Below are 26934 nucleotides of genomic sequence, written 5' to 3' on the forward strand. Positions count from 1 at the left end.
ACAGAAACTATAGAGGTGTTGGAACAATTAACGAGACTAGCAGCCCGACTAGTGGATTTACAGTGCCTGAGAAACTGGTTTACTAAGTGCTGTTATTGTACCTAGTGATTGCGGCAAGGGCTGTAGTTTCTTGAGTTGATGACAGTAGGCGATCAGACCGGATCGTGGGGGGCGAGGGGTTTAAGCCCCTTGCTGCGACGATCGGGGTGCGGAAGATCAATCGTTTCAGCATCGCCTCGAAACATGACGACACCCCCTAAGCCCCTTGATGCCTGACGATCGGGTCACGGTAACAGCCATTTGACTCGACCTATGTAAAGTAGGCTTGCCGCGTTGGTTGGGACTAATCGACAGCGTTCGGCAATCGACACCACCAGCCGCCCGCCCTCAATCTGTCAACCTATGCTTTACTATCGACAAGCATCCCGACTTCGGATCTATTGCAATCCATCCCCCTTTGCAGTCAATGACCTCTGAATCGATTCGCCAGCGCTCTGACCTGCTTGGAACGCAAATCATTACCCGAAACACCGGCAAGCGCCTGGGCATCATCAGCCAGGTTTGGGTCGATATTGATCGCCAGGAGATTATTGGCTTTGGCGTAAAGGACAATATCCTCGCCGTTTCGGCCATGCCGCGCTTCATGAACCTGGATAGCATCAGCCAAATTGGTGATGTGATTCTGGTGGAGGACGATCGGGCGATCGAGGACTACATTGAAGCGGATGCCTACAACACCTTGATTGGTTGTGAGGTGATCACCGAAACCGGCGAACTGCTGGGGAAGGTGCGCGGGTTCAAGTTTGATGTGGAAGATGGCAAGCTGGTCTCGATTGTCATTGCCTCGATCGGGTTACCCCAAGTGCCCGAACAGGTGATCAGCACCTATGAACTCCCGATCGAAGAAGTGGTCAGCACGGGCCCCGATCGGTTGATTGTGTTTGAAGGGGCCGAAGCCCGCCTGATTCAACTCAGCGTTGGTGTTCTGGAGCGTCTGGGTCTCAGCAGCCCTCCCTGGGAACGGGATGAAGAGGATCTGTACTTTACTCCCACCGCTGCCCCCGGCAACCAGTTAGCCTCCGGGTTGCGCACCGAAGCCCGCCCGGAAATTCGCACCGAAACCCGGGCCGAGCGCCGCTACGAAGAGGAAGCTTGGGAAGAGGAAACCTGGGAAGAGCCGGCCCCGCGCTATGGCCAACAACGCCGCCAAGATTACGACGAGGACGACAACTGGAGCGATCAGCCCCCGCGCCGCGAACGGGGCCGCGAGTATGTGCGGGAGGATGAGTATGACTATGAGGAAGTCTACGATCGCTACGATGACAACGTAGATTCCGATGCTTGGACGGATGAGGAACCGGGCTACCGCGCACCCAAGCTGGAGATTCCCGAGAAGGTGCGGCAACGGGAACCGGAATACGAAGATTACTAATGCTGGCGCGGAATGGTTTGAGCGGATCGATCGCCCCGCTGCCCGGTTCAACTTGCCTCCGCTTGCCCCCGCCATTAGCGCGAACTTGGCTCCCGCAATGGGCCCCTGAAATTCAGTATGTTTAGGGTGGCGGCGCAAAACCTAGATCATGCAGCGATCGAACCTAACCAAACGGAGCCGAACCCTCCTGGCCCAACGCGCCATGACGGGCGAGCGGATCACGCTGCGCACCACGGGGAAAGCGGGCGGCGAAGGGGAAATTTATCAGGTTCTGGAAGAATCTAGCCTGCTGGCCAAGATTTATCACCCCGACCAACGATCGCCCGATCGAGTGGCCAAGCTGGCTGCCATGTTGAACGATCCGCCGCTGGATCCGTTGGAACCACCGATTACGATCGCCTGGCCGGTGGATGCGGTGGTGGTGGATGGGGCGATTGTTGGGTTTTTGATGCCCAAAGCACCCGAAACCCGCCCCCTACACGAGGTTTACACGCCCAAGATGCGACGGCGCGAGCTGCCGGGCCTCACCTATCGCTATCTGGTGCGGATGGCTCGCAACCTGGCCGCCGCCGTTGATGTACTCCATGAACGGGGCTACACGATCGGGGATGTGAACGAGTCCAATGTGCTGGCCGCCCCCACCGCCCTGGTCACCCTGGTGGATACGGATTCGTTTCAGGTGGTCGATCGCCAACAGCGGCGCACCTTCCGTTGTCCTGTGGGCAAGCCGGAATATACGCCCCCGGAACTGCAAGGGCGCAACTTTCGAGAGGTCGATCGCACTGCGGCCCAAGACTGTTTTGGGTTGGCGGTGTTGCTCTTTCAATTGTTGATGGAGGGAACCCACCCCTTTGATGGCGCTTTTTTGGGATCCGGCGATCCGCCCCTGATCGACCAACGCATTGCGGCCGGAGAATTTCCCTACAGTGCCCGATCGCCCCGTTGGAAACCCAAGCCGATCGCGCCGCCCTTGGCGGGCCTCGACCCGTCTTTGCAAAGCCTCTTTCGCCAGGCCTTTGAAACCCGCCACCCCGCCGATCGGCCCAGCGCCCGCCAGTGGGCCGCCGTCTTGGACAGCGCCGAAAACAACCTTGTGACCTGTAGCGCCAATCCCCAGCATGTCTACTTTGGCCATCAAGGTTCCTGTCCCTGGTGCGATCGGGCGCGACAGTTCCGAGGGCGCGATCCCTTTCCCTCTCCGGCCGCCATCCGGCGCGGCGAGCATATCCAACTGGCCAAAACACACCGCAAGGCTCCCCGGGTGGTGACTCCGCCGCCCACCGCCGCCAGCATCCAAACGATTCCCCTGCGCCCCCTGCCGCCCACCGTCACCGCCCGCAACTATTGGCTGGCTCCCGGCTATTCCCGATCGAGCGCTTGGGTCTCTGCCATTGGGTTGGGCTGCTGTTTTTTGGTCTCCGCAGCCATCATTGCCAGCCGAGAAGCCCTCGACTTTTCCACCCCCGGAGTCCCCGCTCTCATTCCCCGTGTCCTGACGGCTCGCCCCCCTGTCCTTAGCCCAGAACAGCAGCGCCTGGCCCTGATTCAATTTGACAGCACCCGCAGTCAAATCGAAGGACTCACTAATCAACTCACTCAGGAAATGGTGACCCTGACGCAGGATCCCGATCGGCCCCTCGTGCGGCTTTCTCGATCGGCCCTCACGGAGCGCTCCCAACGGGCGATCGCCGCTGCCCTGGGCAAGCCGGGCCTGTTTTATGGCAATGGAACCATTTCCGGCTCCTTGCCCCCCGGCGGGGAGGCCACCCAAACGGTGCTGCAAATTCAATGGATTGAAGCCATTTCCGAATATCAACGACGAATTTTGGGCGACCAATACGCTTGGGGCTATCTGGATTCCGCCACAGTCCGCCACCTCACGGCCGACTCTCGCCAAATTTTGCTGGACTCGCTCACGCCTGTGCCCGTGGCAGTTCCCAGCACGCTCACCCAGCCCGATCGCCCCGCCAATCAACCGTAGAGTTTATGGGATCGGTTGGCGAGGTCTGCGGGGCCGGAAATCATGTCGAAACCGAGCGATCGCCCGGTTTCGATGGGTTGGTGGTTGGTTTTGGAGGGCGGTGCGGAGCTGTTGGGCAAAGGTGGGATCGTTTTCAGTCGATCGCCTGGCCCAACTCGGCCACCGGGAGCGATCGGCTCTCATAGCGATTGGGATTCTCAAAAAACCAGCGGAATTCCACCGTATCCGCCGTCAGCGATCGCAACCAAAGGGAGAGCGTGGTCATGGGGCGAACAAGTCCAATTACGCCGGTTCAGCGCGCAAAACTCGCTCCAGTCTAGCCACCCGATCGGGGTGATCGCTATGCCTGCAAGGCTTCCGCGATTTTGGTTTGTAACGCGCTGACCAACTCGGCGATCGCCACTTCTTCGGCCGTGCCCGTGGCGCGGGTCACTAGCTCCACCTTGCCCTGGGCGATCGCCCGGCCGGTCACCACTCGGAACGGAATTCCGATCAAGTCCGCATCCTTGAATTTCACGCCGGCCCGCTCTTCCCGATCGTCTAGGATCGTTTCAATGCCGGCGGCGTTCAGGTCGCTGTAAAGCTGCTGGGCGATCGCCATTTGGTTCTCGTCCGCAATGTTCGGCACCGTGACGATCGCATGGTATGGAGCGATCGCCACCGGCCAAATCATGCCGTTTTTGTCGTGGGACTGTTCCACCGCCGCCTGGGCAATCCGCGACACCCCCACGCCATAGCAGCCCATCCAAAAGGGTTGGCTCTCGCCGGATTCCGTTGCGAAGGCCGCGCCCATGGCCTGGGAATATTTCAGACCCAGTTGGAAAATGTGACCGGCTTCGATGCCCCGCGCCGATTGCAGGATTTGCGAGGGGTCATGCACCGCCCGATCGCCCGGCCGCGCCAAGTCCAGTTCCACCACCTCCGGTAGTTGGTATTGAGTGCCCCAGTTTGCCCCCACCACGTGATAGCCCGGTTGATTTGCGCCGGTCACGAAGTTTTGGAGTTGGCTGGCGTTCGGATCCACCAGCCGCAGGAATTGGGGAGCCGTGTCCTTGGCCGGGGCGATGTGGTCGTCGCTCAAATCTGGTGCCATGTAGCCCAGGGGCAAGGGCTTGGCGGCCCAGACGGCTTGGGCATCCGCATCGGGCACGTTCAGGGCCAGCACCTTCGTGCCGCCGTAGTTTGGGGCCCGCTGGGTAATCGCGTTAAACAGCTTCACCTCGTTCACGTCCCGATCGCCCCGAATGCTAATCAACACCAGCACTCGCTTGCCGTTATCCAGCACAGCTTCATAGAGCACGTTCTTGACCACCTGGGTCGGGTCGCACTTCAGCGCCTCGCACAACCGGGCGATCGTGGTAGTGTCCGGTGTTTCCAGGGTTTCAAAACTCGTAAAGGGCGAGGGAACCGCATCCACCGGCTGCGACACGGCTTTTTCCACGTTGGCGGCGTACTGCTCATCTTCCGTGAACAGAATTTCGTCTTCGCCCGTGTCTGCCAGGATCATAAATTCCTGGGAGGCACTGCCCCCGATCGCCCCGGAATCCGCCTGCACCGGCCGGAACTTCAGGCCACAGCGGCGCAGCATATTCCGATAGGCCTGATCCATCGCATCGTAGGTTTCCTTCAGGCTTTCGGGCGAGGTGTGGAAAGAATAGGCATCCTTCATGATGAATTCGCGACCCCGCAGCAGGCCAAAGCGCGGGCGAATTTCATCGCGGAATTTGGTTTGGATCTGATACAAATTCACCGGCAGTTGGCGATAGGAACGGATCAGTTCCTTAGCCACAGTGGTGATTACTTCCTCGTGGGTGGGCCCCAGCATCAGTTCCCGATCGTGGCGATCGCTCAGGGTAAAGGCGATCCCTTCTGCTTTATATACATCCCAGCGGCCGGACTCACGCCACAGTTCCGCCGGTTGCAATTGCGGCAGCAGGCATTCCTGCGCGCCCGTCGCGTCCATTTCCTCGCGCACAATCTGCGACACCTTTTGCAGCACACGCCACATCAGGGGCAAATAGGCATAAATCCCGCTACCGATTTGGCGGATGTAGCCCGCGCGTAGCAGCAGCTTGTGGCTGGTGACAACGGCTTCGGCGGGGTCTTCACGAAGGGTGACGAACAGGGCTTGGGACAGACGCATAAAACAGCCAGGAGCAATGCACAGTCCAGAATATCGCAGTTGGGGCGATCGGGCAGGGCGATCGCCCCAGAAGCCGACAGGCCGCGGCCAGTTTCACTAGAAATTCAGACCGATTCCAGATTGCCCCAACTCAGCAGCATTCGGTTGTCCGAGGCGAAATTCATCTTGAATTCGGCAAACTACTTGATAACTTTTAGGAGGCGAAATGGGCAAAGCGCGTAAGTACAAAAAAGCGGCTTGAGCGCCAGATTCCAGCAACAAAACCAGATCGGTTTCGGGGTTGTAGCTGTCAACGGCTTGCAAGATGTGACCATTAATATGGTGATGATTCAAAATAACCGTGTCAGGAAAGGCTAGCCAAGCATTTAAAAATGCTGCAAGCCGTGATCTCACAACATAATGAGTACGAAATGTTTCTCCTGCAATGTTGAGTTGCGGTAAATTCAAGCTACAAATAACTGCACCTCGTCCTCCCGCCAGATAATTACTCCAAGCGTTATATCCCAGAGCAATTAAATTTGTGGCAACAAAGGACTCCTGCCAATCAGAAGAAGATGTCGCCATACAGAAACTCCAATTCGTCACAACTTCAGATTAAAACCCATGGTCGAAAAAGTTGAAAAATACGATTATCAGTGATAAAGTCCAAGCCGCTGCCTGACCGGCTATCGATAACTCGGCAGGGCATCGTTAGCAATTTCAAAAAATGCAGGCTGAATCGCGCGGCGAGTTTCCACCAAGTCAGAAGCGCCTTGATAGAGCAAGCTATCTGACGCATCTAACCAACGTTGAGGCTTCCCCGATCGTCCTGCTTCAGGAATCCGCAAGCCATCAACAAGCCAACCAACGGTATCTCTTCTGAGACGGTCTAAGGAACTGCTGTAGGTCAATCCCAGATCATGAGCTATTTGGCGATGCACAGCCGCATGGACAGACTCATCACCAGAAATATCGCCCGAGATGATTCCTAAACCCACACCACCAAACATCCGGAGCAAGGGCAAAATCACAAAGAAAACAGAATTTTCTAATACAAAGGCCTTAACCAGCGGGTGATCAGGATGATTAATCCATTGCTGGTGAATCTGTTTGGCTGTTTCTTCATCTCTATCAGTCGTTAATTGATAGATTTGAGCGGCCATGCCTAATACTTTGTCGTGCCGTTCTTCGTCCAGAATATTAGAACGCAGGCATTCAACTGCTGTTGCTGGAAGTGTCGTTTTACCCAAAGCATCGTCTAGCCATTCCGCCACTTCTAATTCAAGAATGCGCAGAGCCAGGGCCCGCCCCAAAACTTGATCTGCCCCCGGCACTGTGTTCATTTTTTCGCCACAAGTGGGTGTCCAAGAGCGCTTACGAGCTAATTGTTCAGTGTAAAAGTCCATCAGAAGTCCTTTCTATTCAGCACAAGCAACACATTCGTCGGCCGCCAGATCGCAAGTGACCTGTTTCTGTTGAATGATGGTTTTATCAAGGGCAGCCTGCTGACGGACTGGCAATCGATAGTAGGTTGTCCAGAGTGCCGATCGCATCCATTGTTCTAGGAAAGCTTGATCAATCACCTGGGTATCCCAAACGTTAAAGGATATCGAGTGAGCCTGTCCCGTCGCTTCCATACTTTGCTGCCAACAATTGGCCAATCGGAAATAGTCCTCATACCCCACTTCTGAGGCAATTTCTACTCGGGGATGATGATCATAGGTTTGAATCCCAAAAACGCCACTGTAGCGATCGACTTCACAGGCGATCGGGGGGCTAATTTCCGGTGTTGTTGTGTAGCCGTCGCGATCAACATAGCGATAAGCACAGGAAGCCGTTGGCGCAATTGTTAGACTGCGCTCCATTCCCTTTTTTCGGGCCCAAGCCGCAGCGCGATCGAACCCTTCAATCAGGCTGCCCACTAATCGATCGGCCTTGGTTTGATTTTTGGTGTGGTCGATCGGCCGCAGGCGCAATTCCCAAGCTTCAACTAACTCACGATAAGTAATCCCTTCGATCGCCAAAAGCGATGCCAAGCCGATTACCCCCAACCCCACCTGTCGATCGTGTTCGGGCGATCGATAAAGGCCGCTCTCACCCACACCAGTCACAGGGTGAATTGCACAGAGCATCTTCATGCCATGCTCGAAAGCATCAGGAATATCCTCAATGCAGCACATTCCCAAGTTGACATGCTGCAGCAAACAGGTTCCCCGTGACGGCAAGAAGATTTCATTGCAAACATTGCCATACAGCAGATTTCCCGCAGCATCAGTCCGAGCTTTAGAGAGCCACAAACTGCCGGATTGCATTTGCTCCATGATGTCATTTAGGTATGGCAACTGTAGCAAATCATCATGAACAATTAGCGTGCGTTTAGCCCAAGGTAGGCGATCAATTGGAATATTAATAAAGTCCTGAGCATCGGGGTGATGACTATCCAGATGCAAATTGACCGCTCCGTTTTTAAATCGGCCGCCCCGGCGGATCGTTTCATTCAGAACACTGTAAATGCGGGCAAAAGATGTGGGGCCAGAGGCCGTGACATTCGGCGAAACCGTACCAGCGGGCCGCAGCGCTGACAAGTTGATCGCAACACCGGCCCCATAGCGGAGGGCCTGGCTCGTGAAATGCCAACTGTCTTCGATGCCATCCGGGCCATCCATTCGATCCTGCACAGCCAGAACCGTGCAGCTCACCGGCAATCGCCCCGCAGGATCATGTAGCCAATGATCCACTCGCCCCGTCACTGCCACGGTGGGATGGTCTGCCAATGCCAAAATTGACTGCTTATTCATAAATGAAAGAAACCCCAAAAACCCCAATAAACTATCGTTTTCTTCGAGTGAATACGGCTCAATTTGTCATCAGCATTGGGATGCCTGCCCGTTGCCAAAATCCCGTCATCAATCGCAGGACTAGATACCGTAAAGGTAGCCAATGTGCCATCCATCGCAGCACCAACCGCCGAACGACCACTAATGGCCACCAATGATTCGAGAAGGTACGATTGAGCAGATCAGTGAACAGCAACATCACCCAGTTTTCTAGGCGACGGCGGCGACCATACCGCAGCAAAACCTTGATCTTGCCCAGATCTTGTTGCTGCTGCTGCGCTGTTGTTAGCACGTGTGCCAACGTAATCGCGTCTCGAATTCCCAGGTTTAGGCCCTGTCCACCCACCGGATGACAATGATGTGCCGCATCTCCAATCATGACCAGCCGATGCTTGCAGTAGGCTCGACTGTGTATTAAGCGAGCTGGAAACAATCGGGGCTTGCCCAGAAGTTGTACCGAACCTGAATGATCACCATAGTATGGTTGCATTTCAGAAATAAAATGTTCTGGGGCAAGGCTAGCGACCCTTCTTGCTTCTTGGTGAGGTAAAATCCACACAATTTGACAGCGATTTTGGGGTAGCGGCAAGATTGCAAAGGGGCCAGTAGACCAAAATCGTTCATAGGCAGTGTTTTGGTGAGATTGCGCTGGGGTAACAAAAGCCGTGACACAAGATTGCCAATAATCCCAGCGATCAACCCCAATACCCGCTTGCCGACGCAATAATGATTCCTGACCATCGGCTGCCACTACCAGAGCGGCGAACAAGACTCGCTGCTGGCCATCATGCTCTACCTTGACCTCCACCCTTGAATCGTCATAAACCACATCAATCACTCGTGTTTCATAGAAACAATCAAAGTTAGGAACTGTAGTTAGTTGCTGCTGGAGCGCCGTTTGCAGCACCTGATGTTCTGCGCAGTAATACACAGCCGCCTCCCCCAGCTCCTCTGGTGTAAACACCACTCGGTGTGGGAAGTCAGCATCTGACAAGATAACCTTGGGGAAATGAGTAATTGCAGCAGCAATTTGTGGCCAAATTCCTAACCCTTTAAAGATCTTAGCGGATAAGGGAGAAAGGGCATAAGCCCTAGAGCAGCTTCTCACTTGTTCTTGAGACTGGGCTTCAATGACTGCAACTTTTAGTCCCGACTCTCGCAGTCCACAGGCTAGAGTCAAGCCAGGAATGCCTCCCCCAACGATGATCAAGTCAAAGTCAGACGAAATCATAAGCACACTAGATTGTCTTGATCTCTTTCAAAATCCAGGACTGATTCAGATGGTTGAGTCGAGTCAGCTCGGATTGCACGGAACATTCCGAAGCGACATAAGCCTGCTCCAAACGCCAACCGCATTAATAGAAAGGTGGGAACTTCCCGCAATGACTTGACAAGTCCAACCAAGCCAAACTTGATCAATCCTTCAGGGCGCACAACCCCTTGCCAAATCGAGTCCAGCCAGGCCGGTAGGGTTTCTTGAGTCCAGTCACCCGTAACGACTTGCCCCGCTGTTAGTCCAGTGGCTTCTAATTGCTCTGAAAACCCTTCAATGCTAGAGAATGCAGGGTGAGACCACTGATCTAGTAGTTGTTTCATTACTAAGCGCTCCCAGCTATTGAGCGGCTTTTGGCGATCGTCCCGCTGATTCCAATCAGCCACCACCAAAATGCCACCCGGCTTCAGCACTCGCAGCATCTCTTGGGCATAGCGAGCCTTATCGGGCATATGCGGCCCTGCCTCCACTGACCAAACCACATCAAAGCTGGCATCAGGGAAAGACAGGTTCAGCGCATCATCTACTTGGAACTGAGCGTTGAGGCTTGGCGGAGTCAACTCCCTTGCTCGTTGCACCTGTTGAGGGCTGATAGTGATGCCAGTGACGGCAAAGCCATAGTCACGCGCCAAAATTCGGCTACTGCCACCAATCCCACAGCCCACATCCAAGACTGTTGTTCCTGGCGGTAACTGGTCTAGTCCTCCCCAGCGGGCCATTTCATGCACAAAGTCATGCTTGGACTGGATAAAGTCTTTGCGTCGCGGCGGAGACCCGTAGTGTCCCAGGTGAATATGTTCTCCCCAATAAAACTCTAGAATGCCGTCTTCAGTCCATTGGTCATAGGATTGAGCAACCGACTCAGCGGATTCATACTTACGGGGTGTGCGCAGGTATGCAATTAACCCTGTAGTTAGCACACCTAGGGTCAGTCCTAGTCCCAAAAGTAAAGTGTTCATCTGCGGTCACGTGAAATTGGGTGGTGGGCTGCGTTAGAGGAAAGCAAAGATTCATTGCTAAAACGCAGGGAAGGGTTGAGAAAGCTGTCTAGCTTTTATTGGGTTTGCCACTGAAGTGCATCCAAGACTTAACGGTATCCCACCTCTTGCTAGCAATAATGCCAATTAGATTCCATCTTCGGTCAATTTCTCTCCATGGAAATGAGGGGCTTTGTGGATGTTTTTTCTGCTCCACTTCTTGAGCAATCTTCTGCTTGACAAACGGATGGACTGATGTGGGAATTTTCCCTGAATGATGAAGATACTGCTGGAGCTGACAGATCTTTAGATCGGTCAATTTTCTGGCATCAGACCGTAATTGATCTTGGGACATTGATCGAGTTCCTTTTGAATCAGGGGGTCAGATTAAACTCTGACCAGCGATCGCACAATTGGCGATAACACTCAGAAGGCGCAATTGCTAAGTTTTGCAGCCAATCAATCTCAACCTCTTGACCGTGCTTGACCAAAATCAAAATCTCTCGATCGGGTGCATAGGTTTTGATCGTGTTCAACAAGCGATCGATTGAACTAACAGGCACAAGGCAAAGGTCAAGGTATAAAGCAGCAAGATCGAACGGAATATATTGCACAGACCTTGCTGTTACATTTTCGATCCAGCCCAAGCGAGTAGTCACCGCTTCTTTCGCTGCACAAGCCACGATTCCTCGTCCATGTTTGAGGTAGCCCTGCCATGCAACATAACCGATGTATAAGAAGTTTTCCTGGATGAAAGTTGGTGACTCAACAGTCAGGTCAGGCAACCTTGAACTAGTGGGATGAACCATGAATTTCTTCCCGCAGCTTTTGCGTGGCGAGCACCATATTTTTGAGCGCAGGAAGCACTTCTTCCCATTGGCGAGTTTTTAGCCCGCAGTCAGGATTAATCCAGGTTTGCTGAACAGGCAAAAGATCAGCACCCGTGCGCAACTGCTGGAGAATTTGCTCCACGCTGGGAACACTTGGGCTGTGGACATCATAGACCCCATTTCCAACTTGATACTGATATCCAGCATCCGTAATCTCAAAGAGCGTTGCGTTGTTGCTGCGGCTATTTTCAATGGATAGAACATCAGCATCTAGGCGCTCGATGTGCTCAATAATGTCTCCAAACTCGGAATAGCACATGTGCGTGTGAATCTGAGTTTCAGCCTTCGCGCCACCGGTGGCTAATCGGAACGAATCCACAGCCCAACTGAGGTACTCATTCCATCGGGCAGATTTCAAGGGCAACCCTTCCCGGAGAGCCGGTTCATCCACTTGCACCATGACAGCTCCGGCAGCCTCCAAATCGGCAACCTCATCTCGTAAAGCCAGGGCAATCTGCATGGCCTGTTCACGGCGCGGGAGGTCAGCTCGGGGAAATGACCAATTGATCATTGTGACCGGGCCAGTGAGCATTCCCTTCACTGGCTTGTTTGTCAACGATTGAGCAACTCGGAATTCCCGAACGGTCATGGGTTGCAAGCGGGACACATCACCATAAATGATGGGCGGGCGCACACAACGACTGCCATAACTCTGCACCCATCCATCCGTTGTGAAGGCAAAGCCCTGGAGTTGCTGTCCAAAATACTCCACCATGTCAGTCCGCTCAAATTCACCGTGGACTAGCACATCTAGCCCAACTTCCTCTTGGCGCTTGATGCACTCTGCAATCTTGGTATCGATCGCCTGGTGATAGTCTGTTTGGGAAATTTCTCCCTTTTTGTATCGGAGCCGCAGTTGTCGGATGTCTTGGGTTTGAGGAAAAGAACCGATCGTGGTGGTGGGCAAGGGGGGGAGTTTGAGTTGCCGATGGAGTCGTTGTTCATAGGGAAGGGAGCGCTGAAAATCCTCTACTTTTAGGGTTTGCAACACATCGCGCACCACCGGGTTAGGCAAGTTGAAGCGCTTGAATGCCTGCCAACGCAGTTCGATCGCCGCTTGCTCATGGGCAATGTCTTGTCCGTTGAGGCCATTGGCCAGCAACACCACTTCCGTTAACTTTTGCTCCGCAAAGCTGAGAACATCGCGCAAGGGTTGGGGGAGTTGAGCTTCGCAGGTTGCGTCATGGGGAACGAACTGGAGTGACGCGGAGGGCTGAACGCGCAAATTTGGTGTGATTGCCTGCAATTCCTGAAGCAGTTCCAGCAGACCCTTGGGTTCAATTGCCCAAACGCTCCGCCCATCCACAACACCGGCCCCAAGCACTTTGTCGCGAGGAACGCCATGGGCTTTCACTAAAGACAGATTGTTGCCTCGCGTGAAATCGAGGCTAACTCCAGCTACCGGGAGCTGCATCACCCAGCTATAGACATCCTCCAGATCATCAAAGTAGGTCACCAGTTGAATCGGCAGCCCCGCAGTTGCTAGCTGATGGTAGGTATGTTTAATTACAGTTTCTAAATCGCCGGCATGACTGGTTACCAAGGTTGGCTCATGAAATTGCACCTCGGTGATTCCCAGAGATTTCAACTGCCCCAGCAGGTCAAGGTAGAGAGGCAGCAACCGATCCAAATCTGAGTAGAGATCGTTGGAGCGCCGACTGAGGGTGAGCAGCGTGACCGGACTGAGGATCACGGGGGTAGCCCGATCGCGGAGAATGAGCTGTGCTCGCTTGACCGTTGCTAGAAAATCATCGAAATTGGCCGCAGGAGCAAGATCAGACTCAATTTCGGGCACGAGATAGTGATAGTTGGTATCAAACCATTTCGTCATTTCGAGGGCAGGAATCCCGTCTTTGCCCCTGGCCATAGCAAAGTACTGATCAATGCCTGTGAACTGCCGAAACCGAGCGGGAATTAACCCCAGACGCACCGACCAATCTAGAACGTGGTCGTAAAAAGTTTGGTCTCCGACGGCAATGCGATCGACCCCAGCCTTTAACTGGGTTGTCCAAGCGTGGGTTTCCACGGCTTCTACGACCGATCGCAAGGCGTTTATCTCACATTTGCCATGCCAAAAAGACTCTAGGGCCTTTTTGACTTCACGATTTTTACCCATGCGGGCATAGCCCAAGGTGGCGGTTTGAATAACCATGGGAATCGAGGCTCCTGAAATTTTGTGAAATGTTGAGTGATAATGACACCGCCATTGAGGGGTGCTCTGTTCGATCGAGCACCCGCCGATCGGCTAGGCAAATCCGCGCGATGTCAAAGGATGAACGTTGAAACCAAGTCCTGGGTGACAAACAGACCTAATCCAGCCAAGATGCAGCGAGTGTGGGCATTACTCTGAGGGTGCCTGGATCTCGCGTTGGGGGGTGCGTCCGCAAGGTTTGCGGTTGCGCCCCTGTGCTGGAGTTTGTCGCTGGTGAGAGCGACGAAGGTTGCGTTTGAAGGTTGAGTTTGTCAGTCTTTTTAGTCCCGATGACACCAAGTCCCGCCGATTTTGACGGGGCGATCGGGTTTCTCACGATCTGGAGAAATTCCAGATTGCAACCAGCGATCGGGAGGCCTGATAGTCAGTCCCCGGTTATCGTGGTTGGCCCTTACTATTGGGCAGAAACTGAATTGCCCTAGCGATCAGCTCTTTGAGGGGATTAGGATCCACACCCGCCTGGACTTAGCAATTTGTCGGACAGGAAGGCACGGTCAAGGTGTTGAGCTGAAATGTTGCGCTGTAAGAGCTTGACGACCCAATTTTCTGGGGGTCGTCAGCAAAATGCTGTAAGTTCATCTGTACCTCGCAGATGTGTGGGGCTTTGTAGGACTGAATCGGCGGGCATTCTGACTCGGAGAAACACTTCTCCTTCACAGCTGCGGGACAGTGCCGGATTTACACCGAACTTTCCCCGTTACCTCTAGCGGCTGCTCCCCGCTAGAACCGACTCGGTGCAGTATAGCATCGTTTCCCCAACTTTCGGCGCTGGTGAGATGGGAATTCATCAATGCTCACCTTTTGGGCAGGAGTCTATTGGAGACTGAACTATCGAGTGTCGCCAATCAGGGTGAAGGCGGCCCAGTCGATCGGGTCGGGATATTCCTGAATGGTTCTCAGGGTGGCTTGGCGCAGGGCCGCCGCCTTGTCCATCCCTTGCCCCAGGAATTGATAGAACTGGGTCATCAGGAAGGCGGTGGGTGCGTCGGGCACGGCCCATTGGGTGACGATCGCGCTGGGGGTTCCGGCCGCCAGGAGCGATCGGGATAGGCCCACAATCCCATCACCGGAAATTGCCCCTTGGCCAGTGTTGCAGGCGCTGAGAACGACTAATTGCGCCTGCAAGTCTAGGTTCAGCAGTTCTCGGGCGGTCAGCCAACCATCATCCCCTGGGCTGTTGCTGGGGGCCAGGGCGATCGCGCTGTCTAGACCATGTTTCGCATCCAAAATTCCGTGGGTGGCCAAGTGAATCAGGCTGGCTTGCTCCATTTGCCCGAGGACGGCGGCTTTGGTGGCTTGGGATCCCAACAGGGGACGAGCGTTCAACATGCGAGCGATCGCTTGGGCTTCGATTTCTGCATTGGGCAGCGGGGCCAACTGCGATCGGGTATTGGATCGGCTGCTGGGTAGGCGCGGCATGGTTGGATTACCCACGATCAAGGGGCGATCGGTCAGGGTCGTGCCTCCCTGGCGCAGGCGCTGGGCCTGGCGTTGGGTGCGATCGAGCACCTGAATTGAAGGAGCCATGGCCAAACTGTGGCGCTCGATGAGGTATCGGCCTTGATCATCTTGCAGGGCAGAAAAGGGCACCAGGAACAGATCCTGCTGGGGCATCACAATCAGTCGATCGCCCGGTTGGGTGGGTAACCATTCGGCGATCGGCTCAATCAACAGGCGATGGAGCTGGCGCAAACCGGGGGTAATCGATCGCCGGTTGCCGTTCACCGTGGCCTGGGCCGATCGGCTGGCGGTGCGTGTTCCCAAAAACAACCGCAACAGGGGAATTTGATCGCGTAGGGTTTGGCTGTTGGGCAAGGGCACTTGGCGAAAATGCACCTGTCCTGAAGGTTGCACCACCCAAATATTGATGGCTAAATCGAGGAGTTGGCGTTGGCCGTTGTGGTCTCGGGTATCCCGCTCGATCGCGTAGGAAATCAGCGTGGCGGACTGCTCGCGGGCCACCCGCTGAATTTGCCCTAGGTCGATCGAATCCGTCAATTCCGATGGATTGGGAGTTGGGGCCGATCGTGCGGTGGATCGATCGCCCCATTGGCTCTCTTCCGCCAACAGTTTCAAGAGGGCTTGGGCCCGACCCCGCTCATTGGCCAGCAGGGCTTGTTCCGGTTTTTGGGCCGCAATCAACACCGTTTGCAAGGTGCTGTAGGTGGTTTCTTGGGTTTCAAAAATCGCCAGCCGGGCCCCATCGCTGGTCAGGTTTTCGCGTACCTGTTCCCAAGAGGCGATCGCCCGTTGCAGATAATCCGTGGCCGCGTCAAAGTCTTGGAGTCGATAGTACGTATCTCCCAGGTTAGACAGGGCCCGCGCCGTACCGTGGCGATCGCCCAAGGCCTGCGACAGGGCCAGGGCCTTTTGTTGAACCGTGGCCGCAGCCCCATAGTCCCCTTGGGCATAGTAGGCCAAGCCCAAATTATCGAGGGTGCGGGCGATCGCCGGTTGATCGTTCGCCTGTTCCGCCAGGGCCAAACTGGCCTGATGGGCTTTCACGGCCGCCTCATAGCGCGTGGCTTGGTAATCCAGCAGGCCAATTTGGGTGAGGGCGCGGGCTTGGTTGCTCAGATCCTGATGCTGCTGGGCGATCGCCAGAGACTGTGCAAAATAGGCGCGGGCTTGCTCCAGGTTTTGTTGATTGGTCGCCATCAGGCCCAAGTTATTCAGGATATTGCTTTCCAACGTGGGCGCAGGGTTTGATCGCAACAGGGCCAGGGCCTGCTCATAATGGGCGATCGCCTCTGGATATTGACCCAAAGCCCCATAGCTACTGCCCAGGTCACTTTCCGCGATCGCGGCCAACAGGGGCTGATCCGTTGCCAAATCACGACTTTCGCGATGGGCCAAAATCGCATCGCCATATTCACCCGCTTGGTAGTGGGCCCGGCCCAACCGCTGCAAGGCCACCACGATCGCCTTGCGATCGCCACTGCTGCGGGCCCGCTCAAGGTCTTTGCGTTGGCAATCTAACCAAACAGTGTTGTCGCAAAGGGCCACTTGCAGAGTTTCGGCCCGCAAGGCCTGCAGATTCAACACTTGCCCTGGGTCGGTTACTGGGCCATTGGTGGGGGTTCCTGAGGGATTTGTGCCTTCCAAACCAGGCGATTGGGGCCCCAGCCAGGCTGTTTGATTAATGGCCTGGTTGGTCTGGGTATTCACCATGCCGGCCGAATGCGCCAAATTTGAGCTGCCCTCTCCAATTGCACCGCTGTTGGGTAAGGGGTTACTACTCACCGGTAGCCCCGTCACCAAGGTTCCCACCATCGAGTTGTTGGCCGCATCCGTCACCCCCGAGGGTGGAACCAAAGGCGCTGCATTGGGAGACTGGCCGGAAGAAGGCGCGATCGACAAATTCGTGGATGTGGGAACTGCACTGGTCACAGGAGCCGCATTGCCAGCAACGCCGTTCACCGATGCCGGGTTCGCCGCAAAGGCAGCGGAGGCCAAATTAGCCCGCTGCACGATCGCATCGGAACTAATGACCGTGCTCAGGTTATTGCCAATCAGGTTCGCGTTCCCAGCATTCGCAGTTCCCGCCACCGGGCTACTCCCCCCCGCGCCCACCGGTTGTTCAATGGTGTTGGCCAAGGTGGACTGCACCAACCCGTCCACATTGGCAGCCCAAGGAGTCGAAACCGGGGGCTTACCGGTAGTCCATGTGGCACCATTCGCCATCGGTGTCACCAACCCGCCAAAGTTTGCCCCGTCAAGGTTGAGGTTAACCGTAGCCACCGTGAATAAACCAGTGTTCCCGGTGTTCCCGGTATTCCCGGTATTGCCCGCGTTGGAATTGCTGTTCACCACGATCGGCTTCACAGGCAACAAAACGGGTTGATCGTCCTCATCCTCTGAATTGGTGGAATTGCTGGCGGGCGAGTCCACAGGGGCGATCGGGCTCAAGCTAAAGGAGGTGTTCAGTCCGCTAACGGTTGTGTTGTTGGTGGTGCTTGGGTTGGAGCCAGTTTGCATGGGAGCCACCGGAATCAGTGGCACTGAATTGCTCAGGGTTGGATTGGTATTGGGGGGATCGTTAGTTGTGCCGGGAATCAGGGTAATGGATCCGGGGTTGATCGTGCCCGTTGTCCCTGTGCTCGTGCCCGTTGTTCCCGTGCCCGTTGTGCCCGTGGGGTTCAGAGGAACAACAGGGCGTAGGGTTGTGGAGCCAGTGCTAGTGCTGCTGCTGGAACTGGTGCTGCTGGGTGAGGGCGTAGTGGGTCTGGTGGTGGTGGTAGCAACCACGGGCGAGGAAATGAAGGGAGCGCGGTTGCTGCGGGCGGGTGTGGAGCCGAAGGCGAGGGTGGTTTGACCATCACGATCGCTGAAGATCGGTTCAAAGACCGTGCGAAACAGCACCCGATCGCCCGTCGGTTGCGTCACAAACAATTGACCACCCGTGCGCAGGGGCAAATTCCCGGCGATCGCCCCTGAACTCACTAAAAAAAGATGGTGATGACTGATGATGCCGCTGTCGGGGTGGTGCAAGCCGTGTAGATCCACCTGCCGATCGCCCCAGAGGGTCAACTGTCCCCCGGCGCTCAACCGCAAAGGATTCGTGGGATTGTCCCGCCCGATCGCCGCTTGTCCCGCCAGTAAATGCAAATCGCCCGTGGAGCTGAGCTGACTAGACAGCAGCAGCAAGTTATGGGCCGCCGACAGGGTGGCCGTTCCGGCCGTGGCTGACTGCACCGCCACATCACCCGTCGCCAAGGGGCCCTCAGAATGGCCGATCGAAACCGTGCCATCGGGCCGCACCGTCAAGGCATTGGCCGTGACCGGTTGCCCCGCCAGCAGTTCCGGAATTGTTTGCGGGGCGATCGGGCCCAACGCCAAATCCGCACCGGGCCGCCCCCCGATCGGCAAATCCAACGCCAGCACCGACCCTTCCGGCGTGAACCGCACAAAGCGATCGCCCGGAACCGCTGCCACCATCAGCCGCCCTCCCGGAGCCGACAGGGTTCCCACGCTCAACACCGTGCCCCCCACCAAACTCAAGCTTTGGCCCGTTGGCACGGCCAGCCCCGCCCGGTTCAAAATTCCCGCCGGTTGCGACAGGGCAAACGCCAATCCCGTTGGATCGCCCAACAAATTCGCGTATTGATTGGCTCCCGTCGCTTGGAACCAAAATTTCTCAGACTCACCAAAGCTCACACCCGTGGCCGTAGTGGCCGTGAAGGAAGCGGGCACATTCAGCCGAGCATTGGGCCCAAACACCAGACCCGCCGGATTCACCAAAAACAGATTGGGGTTGCCACCGCTGACCTGGATGAGTCCATCAATTCGCGATGGATCGCCCCCCACCACACGCCCCAGAATGTTGCGCAAGTCCGGTGTGGCCAGGAAGTTCGCAATTTCCTGAGTGTTGAGATTAAACCGCTCAAAGCTGTGGAACAGGTTGGCCCCGTCGCTCGATCGACTGCCGCCGCTGATATCTAGGCGATCGCCCTGGGGAGTCACCACCGTGCCCGTGCCGTCGGCCGCCGGGGCGATCGACTGGGCCCAAACCGCCCCCGAGTCAATACCCAGGCTCCCGATCGTCAAGAAACCCGCAATTCCCGCAATTAAACATCCCCCAACGCCCGCCCCCACGAAGGAGCAGCCACCTAAGTTCCGCAAGACATGCATGGTAAGGACAACAAGCAGTGAGTAGGAGTCAGATCCAGCGAGATCAAGACGCAAGCAAAATCAAGATGCCATCAAATCGCTGAAGTTTCTGGAGAGCTGCTCAACAAGCAACATACCCATTTTTCGCAAGAATTTGATCCCATACGCCCCGTGGTCAGTCTAGAACATTCGTTTGTGAAATCTAGAAACGATTCAGTCCATTCAAGATCCGCTTCTGGATCCATTCAAAAACTAATGAGACAATCAATTAAATGATTAGATAAATTATTAGATCTCTTTCGCGAATTAGTTAACAGCCTTCATCCCTGAAACCCTTCTCTCAAGATAGGTCAATCAACGATCATTTTGTAGGTTGGGTTGAGGAACGAAACCCAACAACAGCAAGCTTCACAGTGATCGAGTTGGGTTTCGCAAGGCTCAACCCAACCTACTGGCTGTCATGCTACTACCGAAGAACCAGGCGACTGAGCATTTTGTCAGTCAATTAGCAATCTCGAAGAGAGATTTAGGATCATGATTGATACAAGAGGTCTATTAGCTAAGTTTGGTTATTAACTTCTTGTATCACAAACAAAAAATGCTCAATTTTTCATCCATGGTTCTTTGATTGAATAACAGAAATTTAATGAATATCAGAATCAATGAATATTAAATAAATATCAAAATTAGACTCGAAGATTAGATTCAAGTAACTGTATGAATTTGTTGTAATTTTGCAATAAATTTTCAAACAAAAAAGATAAACCCTGATGACTGTCAGGCATCCTTGAACATTCAAATAGGCATGGTGCTCGAAATTTCTGCCATTTTTGCAATTACTCGCAATGCCAGAAATTATTGATCAATGCCATTAATACTTTGAATGACAAGTTTATGGCCTGCTTTTTTTCACTGGTGAACAGAGTGAAAACCACACCCCTAAAAATCAGTCAAGCGCCTTTAGGCCGTTTCAGCACTCGTGTCAGCGCTATGAATTCGATGGCGCTGATGTTGACGTAGTTTCAACATCAAATCAGGAGGCAACTTGGCAGACTTCCAATAGGCATCTTGGAAATTGGACTCGGCTAACTTTGCCATATGCAGGTCGGCCCCGGCAAAATTGGCTCCCAAAATATTTGCCTCTTGTAAGTTCACTCCCACCAACGATGCGCCCACAAAATCAGCCCCCAAAGCACAGAGTCGATGAAGATTAGCGCCATCAAAGGTCGCCCCGGTGAAGACCGCTTCGATCGAGTTAGTCGCTGATAAGTTGGCTCCGGTAAAGTTGGCCCCGATCGCCCTGACCCAAGTGAGGCTAGCTCGACTGAGATTCACCCCAATCAAATCCACCCCAATCAAGTTTGCGCCGTTCAAATTGGCTTCACTCAAGTTGGCACGGGTTAGGTTAGCCAACACCAAATTGGCTTCGCTCAAATTAATTCCCGGTAGCTCAGCCGCAATCAGATTAACTTCACTGAGATCTGCGCCGCGAAAATTTCGTTCTCCTAAGCGATAGCGCCCCAACAGTTCATCTGCATCCATGACGTTATTCACCCCATTTACTTCAATTGGCTTGGGAATGAGCCAAATCGATCGCCCTTTGTCGCCATAAGGGACTGCTACCGCTCAATATGACTGAATTATGACGAAGTATTGTCATCAATTCTGGGCAATCGACCATCTCACTGCTTCCCTCTATTCTGTTCAGAATAACGATGAGTAGAAGCGAGTTGGCTTAATTATCGATTGATTTAGTTTTTATTCCCTTCCAGTCAATCTATCTTTACAAGCAGTTTGAGAGTGAATTCCGAAACCGCATGGGTGAAAGCCGCGGTGGATTCATAGGGCAAAACATTCCGTCCTGGAAGTTTGTAGCCTTCACCTTGGGGAAGGTTTTCAAGGTAAAGATTGAGACGCTGATCAGGACTTTCCTGCTTGCCGCTTTTACTGATGCTAGAAGCGGTTTCTCCAAATAGAGCTAGGGTTGGATAGGGAATTTTGCGAATTTTTTCGGCATAGCCCTTCTGCCAAAACCGAGCTAGAAACGCAAAAACCGCATGGCGACTGGCCGGATCCGCAGCCCCTTGATCCAGCATGGAAAGCCATTCTTCGTCAATGTCTGGCACAGCAGCAAAAAGCTGTTTGGCCGAAAAAGAACTCAAAAATTGCCGCCGCTTTGCATATTGAAAAAAAGCAGCCCCGATCCAAGAGTCAAACAGCCCATTCCAGAGCAATTTCTGTTGCCACTTTGGCGCAACTTCGGCCATCACTTGCCAAGCAGGCGGCCCTGAGAGAATCAGGCCGCGAATGTCGATCGCCCCGTTGGCATTGTTGGCATGGGTCGATCGCTCCACCATCTCGATCGCCACGGGAAACAGCGCCCCTTGCACCACCAAAATCACCGGCCGCTGCACCACCGTTTGCACAAAATGCAGCAGTTGATTAGCCCAATCTTCTGGATAAAGGGCGTAACGAGGCTTGGCCGCATCCCCACAGCCCAACAGATCTGGATTAAAGATGGCTAAGGCACTGCCCGATTGTTCCCAAGCATTAATAAACCGCGTCCAAAAGTGTCGCGATAGGCCAACCCCGATCGGGTGAATTAATAACAAAACTGGCTGGTTGGGTTGGGCCGTTCCCCACTGATCATAGCTACAGCGATAGCCTTGCCAGTCATAAAATTGAGTGGCTTGATTGGTCGAGTTTTGCAAATTAGTCATGGTAATTGCTCGCAAATAATGGCTAAATTCAAGTGTCTATTTTGACGTTCCAGATATTCCTCGAAAAGATTTTTGAGTAATATCTTAAGATGCTTAAAAAGCACTGATCGCGGTGAAAAAGGGGCTTTGGTTTCTTGCTTTTCTCGATTCATGAGACTTGCAAGGTGGCAGCTTTGATTTGACAAATATCCTCTGAGATTAGCTCATGAAATTGGGTTAAAAAATGAGGCGAAGGGTGAATGCAACAACGGTGATTTCTTAACTGGACTCCGAAGACCTTGGATCCGGATCACAGCGAATTTCTACCATGAATCCGTCAGGGTCGTAAAAGTAAACACCGCGACCAGTGGGGCGAGTGACGGGCCCATGGGCGATCACCACGTGGCTTTGCTGAAGGATGGTAAGGGCGTGATCGAACGCTGCGGGGGCAATATCAAAGGCCAAATGATTGGCGCGGGTAAATTGCTGATCCGGATCCGGGTGTGGCGGCTGCAGGTCTGGCTCCCAAAACAAATCCAAAATTAAGCCATCGGGGAGCAGAAAGTTAGCAACCTTGCCCGCTGCCACCAGGGATTTGAGGGTGCTGGGAACCCGATCGCCCGTTAACTCCTCCAGACCCAACAGACCGCCATAAAAGCGACGGGCGGCCTCCATGTCCTTGACGTTGAGGGCGATGTGGTGAACCTTGCGCAGGGTAGCTGGCCCCAATCCAACGGATGCTGACGGGGTGGATGCCAACCCACAAGGCAAAGGAGACAAAGATGGCGAATCAACATCCGGGGTCACATCCGGGGTCACATCCGGGGTCACATCCGGCGCGATCGCTTCAGGGTTCGCCATTCGATCGACTGCTGTTTCCATCGCTCCATGCTGTCCCAACGCTTCGTGCTTTTCAGGTTAACAGGGCGATCGGGTGGGTGTCGTTGCCGTAAATTTGCGGAGAAGGGGGCTGAGAACCGGCGCATGAATCACGGAGCAGGGGTGAAGGGCAGGATCGATCGCGCCGTTCCAAACATCCTCTTAGAATGGGACAACGAGTGCTGCCCTTGGTCATCCAATCACTGCATTTCGCCGCGCTGAAATGGTTGTGCTCAACGCCAAGGCGGCCTGGAGCAATCCCAGAGCCATACCCAGAGCTATTGCTGTATTTTTTTGATCTCAACTGATCTCAACTGATCCCAATTGATTTCAACTCGCGTCCCAATTGATCCCCACTCGCGATCGCCTAAGTATGTCTGAACCCAACGCAACCCCATCCGCTGTCCAGTCGCCCGACTTGTCCCCGATCGCCCCTGGGGAAACCACCGCTGGCTTGCTGCCCGATTCGGAAGTGATCGAACTGCCGCCGGATTTTGTGTTGCCCACGGGTTTGGCGGCCATCTCAATTCTGTTTTTGGCTTGGAACTTGTTGGCGGCGCTGGCGCTGGCGGCGTTTTCGGCGTTTTTGACCCTGCAAGCGGCCACCCTGCGACTGTTGTTCACGGCAACGGCTTTGGACATTTACCGAGGCGACAAGCTGATTCGGCGCTTTCCTTACCAGGATTGGGAAAACTGGGATATCTTTTGGTACTACCTACCAACTCTGTTTTATTTCAAGGAAGTGAAGAGCTTGCATTTCCTGCCCATTTTGTTTGACCCCAAGCTCTTGCGGGCCTGTTTGGAAGCGAAACAACTGCCTAAGCGTCGCGCTTGGCAATAGGGCCGCTGTGGCGCGATTGAGCGCTGGGGAAATTTCTGGGGGCGATCGAGCGGGAGTGATGGGATTGGCGAGATCGGTCACTTTCGGGAAATCCGACCGAAGATCGGGTGGGGTTACGAATCATAATCGTCCAAGGAACTGGGATGATGGCGGCCAAGGTTTAAACGCTCAGTGTTGTTCCGCTTGAGCGTTCCACTGTTTGCAATTTAGTGCTTGAAATGTCTGATATTGCTGATCTGTCCGAATCGATCGATCGCCCCTCGGAAACCAACTGGGACGATGAACCGTTGCCCACCCCTGCCCCATCGCCTCAGGTGGGAGAAGCGGCGACGGCCGGAACACCGGTCAGCTCGGTGGATCGATCGAGCACAGCAGCGCTGACAGCCACAGGGGAATCGATCGCCGATTTCGCCGACTCGGTTCCCGAGGCTTCCCCCGCTCCCGAACCGGCAGCAACACCGGAAACGATCGACGCACCATCTCCGATCGACAACTCCCCGGTGGCTCCGGCCCCGATCGTCGCAGCCCCAGAGTCGGCAGCGCCTCCGGCGGATAACCCCGATCGAGCAACGCCAGCAGCCACTTCAAGTGCAGACCCAAATCCAAACCCAGATCCCGATCCAAGCGCACAGCCCAATCTCGACCCAGCGCCAACTTCAAATTCCCAAAATTCCCAATCAGCCACCCAAGCCTTGGCCGATCGCGTGGCCGATCTCCAAGAGCAACGCGATCAACTGCTGGCGGAAATTGCCCAAGCCCGTCGCGACCTCAGCCGCATTCTCAGCTTGGGAACTGCCGAGCTGGAACAGCGCCGCCAAAACCTGACCGCCAGCATTGAGCAACTGGAGCGCCGTCAGGAACGAATTCGCCAGGAAATGAAAAGCACGTTTGCCGGTGCATCCCAAAACGTTGCCGCCAGGGTTCAGGGTTTCAAGGACTACCTGGTGGGTAGTTTGCAAGAGTTGGTGGCCGCCGCTGAGGAATTATCCTTTGCGCCGCCGCCCGCCCCAACTCCGGCCCCGGCTCCGGAGCGATCGGCCCCCCCACCGCCCACCGCGATCGAGGGACAATTTCAGGGCGATCGCCGCAAAATTGAGCAAATCCTAGAGCGATATCGCACCCGACCGGACTATTACGGCCCCCCGTGGCGTTTGCGGCGCACCTTTGAGCAGGTTCACGCCGATCGGGTCAGTCAGTGGTTTTTTGACCTCAGTGGTCGAGGGGCCCTGCGCACCATGGGCAGCCGTCTACAAAACATCCTGGTGGTTTCCGCCACCATCTCCGTGCTGCGGGCCATCCATGGCGATCGACTCCGAACGCTGATTCTGATCGACAGTCCTGAGCGGCTGGGCGACTGGCGGCGCGGCCTGCAAGACTCCCTGGGCATTTCCCGTGCCGACTTTGGGGCCGAACAGGGCGTAATGTTATTTGAGTCCCCAGACCCCTTGGCTCAGCGGGCCGATCGAATCCAGCGGGGCGGCGGTGTGCCGTTCATTGTGGTGGATGAGTCTGATGGCCGCATTAGCCTTTCGTTGTTGCAGTTTCCCCTATGGCTGGCAATTGCGCCGGATCCCCGCATTGCGCCCCCCAGCGGCCTCGGCGGCAGCAGTTATGGCTACTACTAACGATGAGCTGGCCCACACTGCTGGTCAGCATGGAGTGGCCACTGTGAATGAACTGTCAGGGCTAATCCAAGCGATCGAGGGCTAAAGCCCCATGGCGATCAAGCAACGAGAGTGGCAAAATTCGTAAAAATCCTTGAAGCTTCAAGCCATCCAGCCCATTGATGGCTAGCATGTCCAAGTAAGTGCAACCAGTTCATTGCAACTGGGCGCTGTATTTCGGTGTGGTGCAACCTATGGTGAAGCTGAAAATCGTTCAACCCACGATCTTCAAAAGCCGGCCAGTCTCGTCGAGTGAACTGCCAACCGCAGAAAAACTCTCGGTTGCCCCCCGCGAACTCACGGTAAAGGCGGCGGTCTTGGAAGGGAATCATTATCGGGTGACCCTGATTGAGCCGATCGGGAATCGCCAAGAGTGGTTCATCTTTAAGGATCATTTGGAAATTGCCGCCGTCCCCACCCTGGTTGTCAAGAGCGAAACCGTTTTTAAAACCCGCGTGGCCCTGTCTTCAGCCCTGAGCAGTGCAGAGAAGTTGAGCGTGGCTCGGGGTGAATTTCCCCTTGAAAGCTACGAAGAAGCGCCCGACTCCCACCTGAGTGTGGTGTTGATGCAACCCTTGCGCGATCGCAAAAATTGGGTGGTGTTTAAGGGGCACATTGAGCTGTTGAACGTGCCACCCTACCCGCCGCCAAAGGACGCGACCAATTTTCCGCCCCTGCCCAAAATTCGGGTCAAAGTACCCACCATCTTTAAGCAGCGCCCCGTCTCTTCCGCAGAACTCAAAGATGATGAAGAGGTGTCCGTATCGCCGGGCGATTTTCGAATTCGGGCCATCAGTCGATCGGGCAGCCACTATCAGGTGCAGCTCAGTGAACCGGTGGGCGATCGCCAAACTTGGTTTGTGTTTGCCGGCCACGTGGACTTAATCGATGCCGATCAACTGCTCTCGGCCAGTTCGGCTCCTAGCCCTGCCCCGGCTCCCACGCCTAGCCCCGCGCCAACCCCGACTCCTGCCCCCGCCCCAAGACCTGCCCCGACCCCTGCCCCGACTCCTGCGCCCAGCCCTAGCCCCACGCCTTCCCGCGGCCCCGCTATTCGGATCCCTGGCTATGGTGTGGTGGGAACCCGTGATCCAATTGTTCCCAATGGCTCCTTTTTTTGGGGAGAAGCCACTAAGGAGGGCACCAGAATCCCTGAATCGGAAGAAATTGCCCGCAACATTGTGCGAATGGCTCAACAGATGCAGCGAATTCGCACCAAGTTGGGCGATCGCGCCATCACCATCACCAGTTGGTATCGACCGCCAGCGGTGAACCGGGCTGTGGGCGGCGCTTCCAACTCAACCCACATGCGAGGCCATGGGGTGGATTTTGTGGTGGAGGGTCTTTCGCCCCAAGCGGTTCAGCGAATTCTGGATCCTTGGTGGGAAGGGGGCCTGGGGTATGGCTCCACCTTCACCCATGTGGATAACCGTGGGTATCGGGCCCGGTGGAATTACGGCAATTAATGCCTGAGATAGGTAATCCCATCTAGTGTCTAACATCTCGCGTCTAAGAGG

At 54.8% G+C, this 26934-nt stretch carries 20 protein-coding genes, 1 pseudogene and 1 riboswitch; of the genes and pseudogenes, 6 read left to right on the forward strand and 15 right to left on the reverse strand.

Annotation, left to right across the window (positions count from 1 at the left end):
* The 3 genes and pseudogenes from VPK24_RS14500 to VPK24_RS14510 all read left to right on the forward strand — a co-directional run.
* Positions 1-105: pseudogene (locus VPK24_RS14500) on the forward strand (IS630-like element ISAtsp7 family transposase); the annotation flags it as partial.
* 361 nt (positions 106-466) lie between these two features.
* Positions 467-1432 carry a PRC-barrel domain-containing protein gene (locus tag VPK24_RS14505; RefSeq protein WP_393014408.1) on the forward strand — a complete coding sequence of 322 codons (966 nt, stop codon included), beginning with the start codon at positions 467-469 and terminating at the stop codon, positions 1430-1432.
* A gap of 148 nt (positions 1433-1580) precedes the next feature.
* Positions 1581-3413: a helix-hairpin-helix domain-containing protein gene (locus VPK24_RS14510; RefSeq protein WP_393014409.1), complete on the forward strand. Its 1833-nt coding sequence runs from the start codon at positions 1581-1583 to the stop codon at positions 3411-3413.
* A 133-nt stretch (positions 3414-3546) separates the two neighbouring features.
* Here the strand turns inward: VPK24_RS14510 and VPK24_RS14515 are convergent, their stop codons facing one another.
* The 15 genes from VPK24_RS14515 to VPK24_RS14585 form a co-directional block, all read right to left on the reverse strand.
* On the reverse strand, positions 3547-3678 hold the full coding sequence (locus VPK24_RS14515; RefSeq protein WP_393014411.1) for a hypothetical protein: 132 nt from the start codon (positions 3676-3678) through the stop codon (positions 3547-3549).
* A 75-nt stretch (positions 3679-3753) separates the two neighbouring features.
* Positions 3754-5556: a proline--tRNA ligase gene (locus VPK24_RS14520; RefSeq protein ID WP_393014413.1), complete on the reverse strand. Its 1803-nt coding sequence runs from the start codon at positions 5554-5556 to the stop codon at positions 3754-3756.
* A 96-nt stretch (positions 5557-5652) separates the two neighbouring features.
* A complete protein-coding gene (locus VPK24_RS14525; protein ID WP_393014414.1) occupies positions 5653-6120 on the reverse strand; it encodes a hypothetical protein in 468 nt (155 codons plus the stop codon).
* Between the two features lie 101 nt (positions 6121-6221).
* Positions 6222-6941, reverse strand: a complete 720-nt coding sequence (locus VPK24_RS14530; protein ID WP_190356311.1) for a ferritin-like domain-containing protein — start codon at positions 6939-6941, stop codon at positions 6222-6224.
* A gap of 12 nt (positions 6942-6953) precedes the next feature.
* A complete protein-coding gene (locus VPK24_RS14535) occupies positions 6954-8333 on the reverse strand; it encodes a ribonucleotide reductase (RefSeq protein WP_393014416.1) in 1380 nt (459 codons plus the stop codon).
* Between the two features lie 58 nt (positions 8334-8391).
* Positions 8392-9603, reverse strand: a complete 1212-nt coding sequence (locus VPK24_RS14540) for an FAD-dependent hydroxylase (protein WP_393014417.1) — start codon at positions 9601-9603, stop codon at positions 8392-8394.
* On the reverse strand, positions 9600-10604 hold the full coding sequence (locus VPK24_RS14545) for a methyltransferase domain-containing protein (protein WP_393014419.1): 1005 nt from the start codon (positions 10602-10604) through the stop codon (positions 9600-9602). Before VPK24_RS14545 ends, VPK24_RS14540 begins: the two co-directional genes overlap by 4 nt.
* Before the next feature lie 88 nt (positions 10605-10692).
* Positions 10693-10977 (reverse strand): hypothetical protein, encoded by a 285-nt coding sequence (locus tag VPK24_RS14550; protein ID WP_393014421.1) that lies wholly within the window; start codon positions 10975-10977, stop codon positions 10693-10695.
* A 19-nt stretch (positions 10978-10996) separates the two neighbouring features.
* Positions 10997-11431, reverse strand: coding sequence for a hypothetical protein (locus VPK24_RS14555; protein ID WP_393014423.1), 435 nt, complete (start codon positions 11429-11431; stop codon positions 10997-10999).
* Positions 11415-13664: a 5-methyltetrahydropteroyltriglutamate--homocysteine S-methyltransferase gene (metE, locus tag VPK24_RS14560; protein ID WP_393014425.1), complete on the reverse strand. Its 2250-nt coding sequence runs from the start codon at positions 13662-13664 to the stop codon at positions 11415-11417. Before metE ends, VPK24_RS14555 begins: the two co-directional genes overlap by 17 nt.
* Positions 13665-14326: 662 nt before the next feature.
* Positions 14327-14470: riboswitch (cobalamin riboswitch) on the reverse strand.
* A gap of 82 nt (positions 14471-14552) precedes the next feature.
* Positions 14553-19355: a CHAT domain-containing protein gene (locus VPK24_RS14565; RefSeq protein ID WP_393014426.1), complete on the reverse strand. Its 4803-nt coding sequence runs from the start codon at positions 19353-19355 to the stop codon at positions 14553-14555.
* Between the two features lie 939 nt (positions 19356-20294).
* The gene (locus VPK24_RS14570) at positions 20295-20876 is read right to left on the reverse strand and encodes a pentapeptide repeat-containing protein (RefSeq protein WP_190354693.1); all 582 of its coding nucleotides are present in this window, start codon (positions 20874-20876) and stop codon (positions 20295-20297) included.
* 230 nt (positions 20877-21106) lie between these two features.
* Entirely contained in the window at positions 21107-22054 is a 948-nt protein-coding gene (locus VPK24_RS14575; RefSeq protein WP_393014429.1) for an alpha/beta fold hydrolase, read from the reverse strand.
* A gap of 258 nt (positions 22055-22312) precedes the next feature.
* Positions 22313-22894 carry a VOC family protein gene (locus VPK24_RS14580; protein WP_393014431.1) on the reverse strand — a complete coding sequence of 194 codons (582 nt, stop codon included), beginning with the start codon at positions 22892-22894 and terminating at the stop codon, positions 22313-22315.
* The gene (locus VPK24_RS14585) at positions 22861-23019 is read right to left on the reverse strand and encodes a hypothetical protein (protein WP_393014433.1); all 159 of its coding nucleotides are present in this window, start codon (positions 23017-23019) and stop codon (positions 22861-22863) included. Before VPK24_RS14585 ends, VPK24_RS14580 begins: the two co-directional genes overlap by 34 nt.
* Before the next feature lie 266 nt (positions 23020-23285).
* Here VPK24_RS14585 and VPK24_RS14590 point away from each other — a divergent pair, with 266 nt between their 5' ends.
* The 3 genes from VPK24_RS14590 to VPK24_RS14600 all read left to right on the forward strand — a co-directional run bounded on the left by VPK24_RS14590 (position 23286) and on the right by VPK24_RS14600 (position 26883).
* The gene (locus tag VPK24_RS14590) at positions 23286-23753 is read left to right on the forward strand and encodes a DUF3119 family protein (protein WP_393014434.1); all 468 of its coding nucleotides are present in this window, start codon (positions 23286-23288) and stop codon (positions 23751-23753) included.
* A gap of 218 nt (positions 23754-23971) precedes the next feature.
* Positions 23972-25378 carry a DUF3086 domain-containing protein gene (locus VPK24_RS14595; protein WP_393014436.1) on the forward strand — a complete coding sequence of 469 codons (1407 nt, stop codon included), beginning with the start codon at positions 23972-23974 and terminating at the stop codon, positions 25376-25378.
* 233 nt (positions 25379-25611) lie between these two features.
* Positions 25612-26883 carry a D-Ala-D-Ala carboxypeptidase family metallohydrolase gene (locus VPK24_RS14600; protein WP_393014437.1) on the forward strand — a complete coding sequence of 424 codons (1272 nt, stop codon included), beginning with the start codon at positions 25612-25614 and terminating at the stop codon, positions 26881-26883.
* Positions 26884-26934: the final 51 nt, after the last annotated feature.

It is taken from the genome of Limnothrix redekei LRLZ20PSL1, assembly GCF_043235035.1.
In the GTDB taxonomy this organism is placed as follows: Bacteria; Cyanobacteriota; Cyanobacteriia; order CACIAM-69d; family CACIAM-69d; genus CACIAM-69d.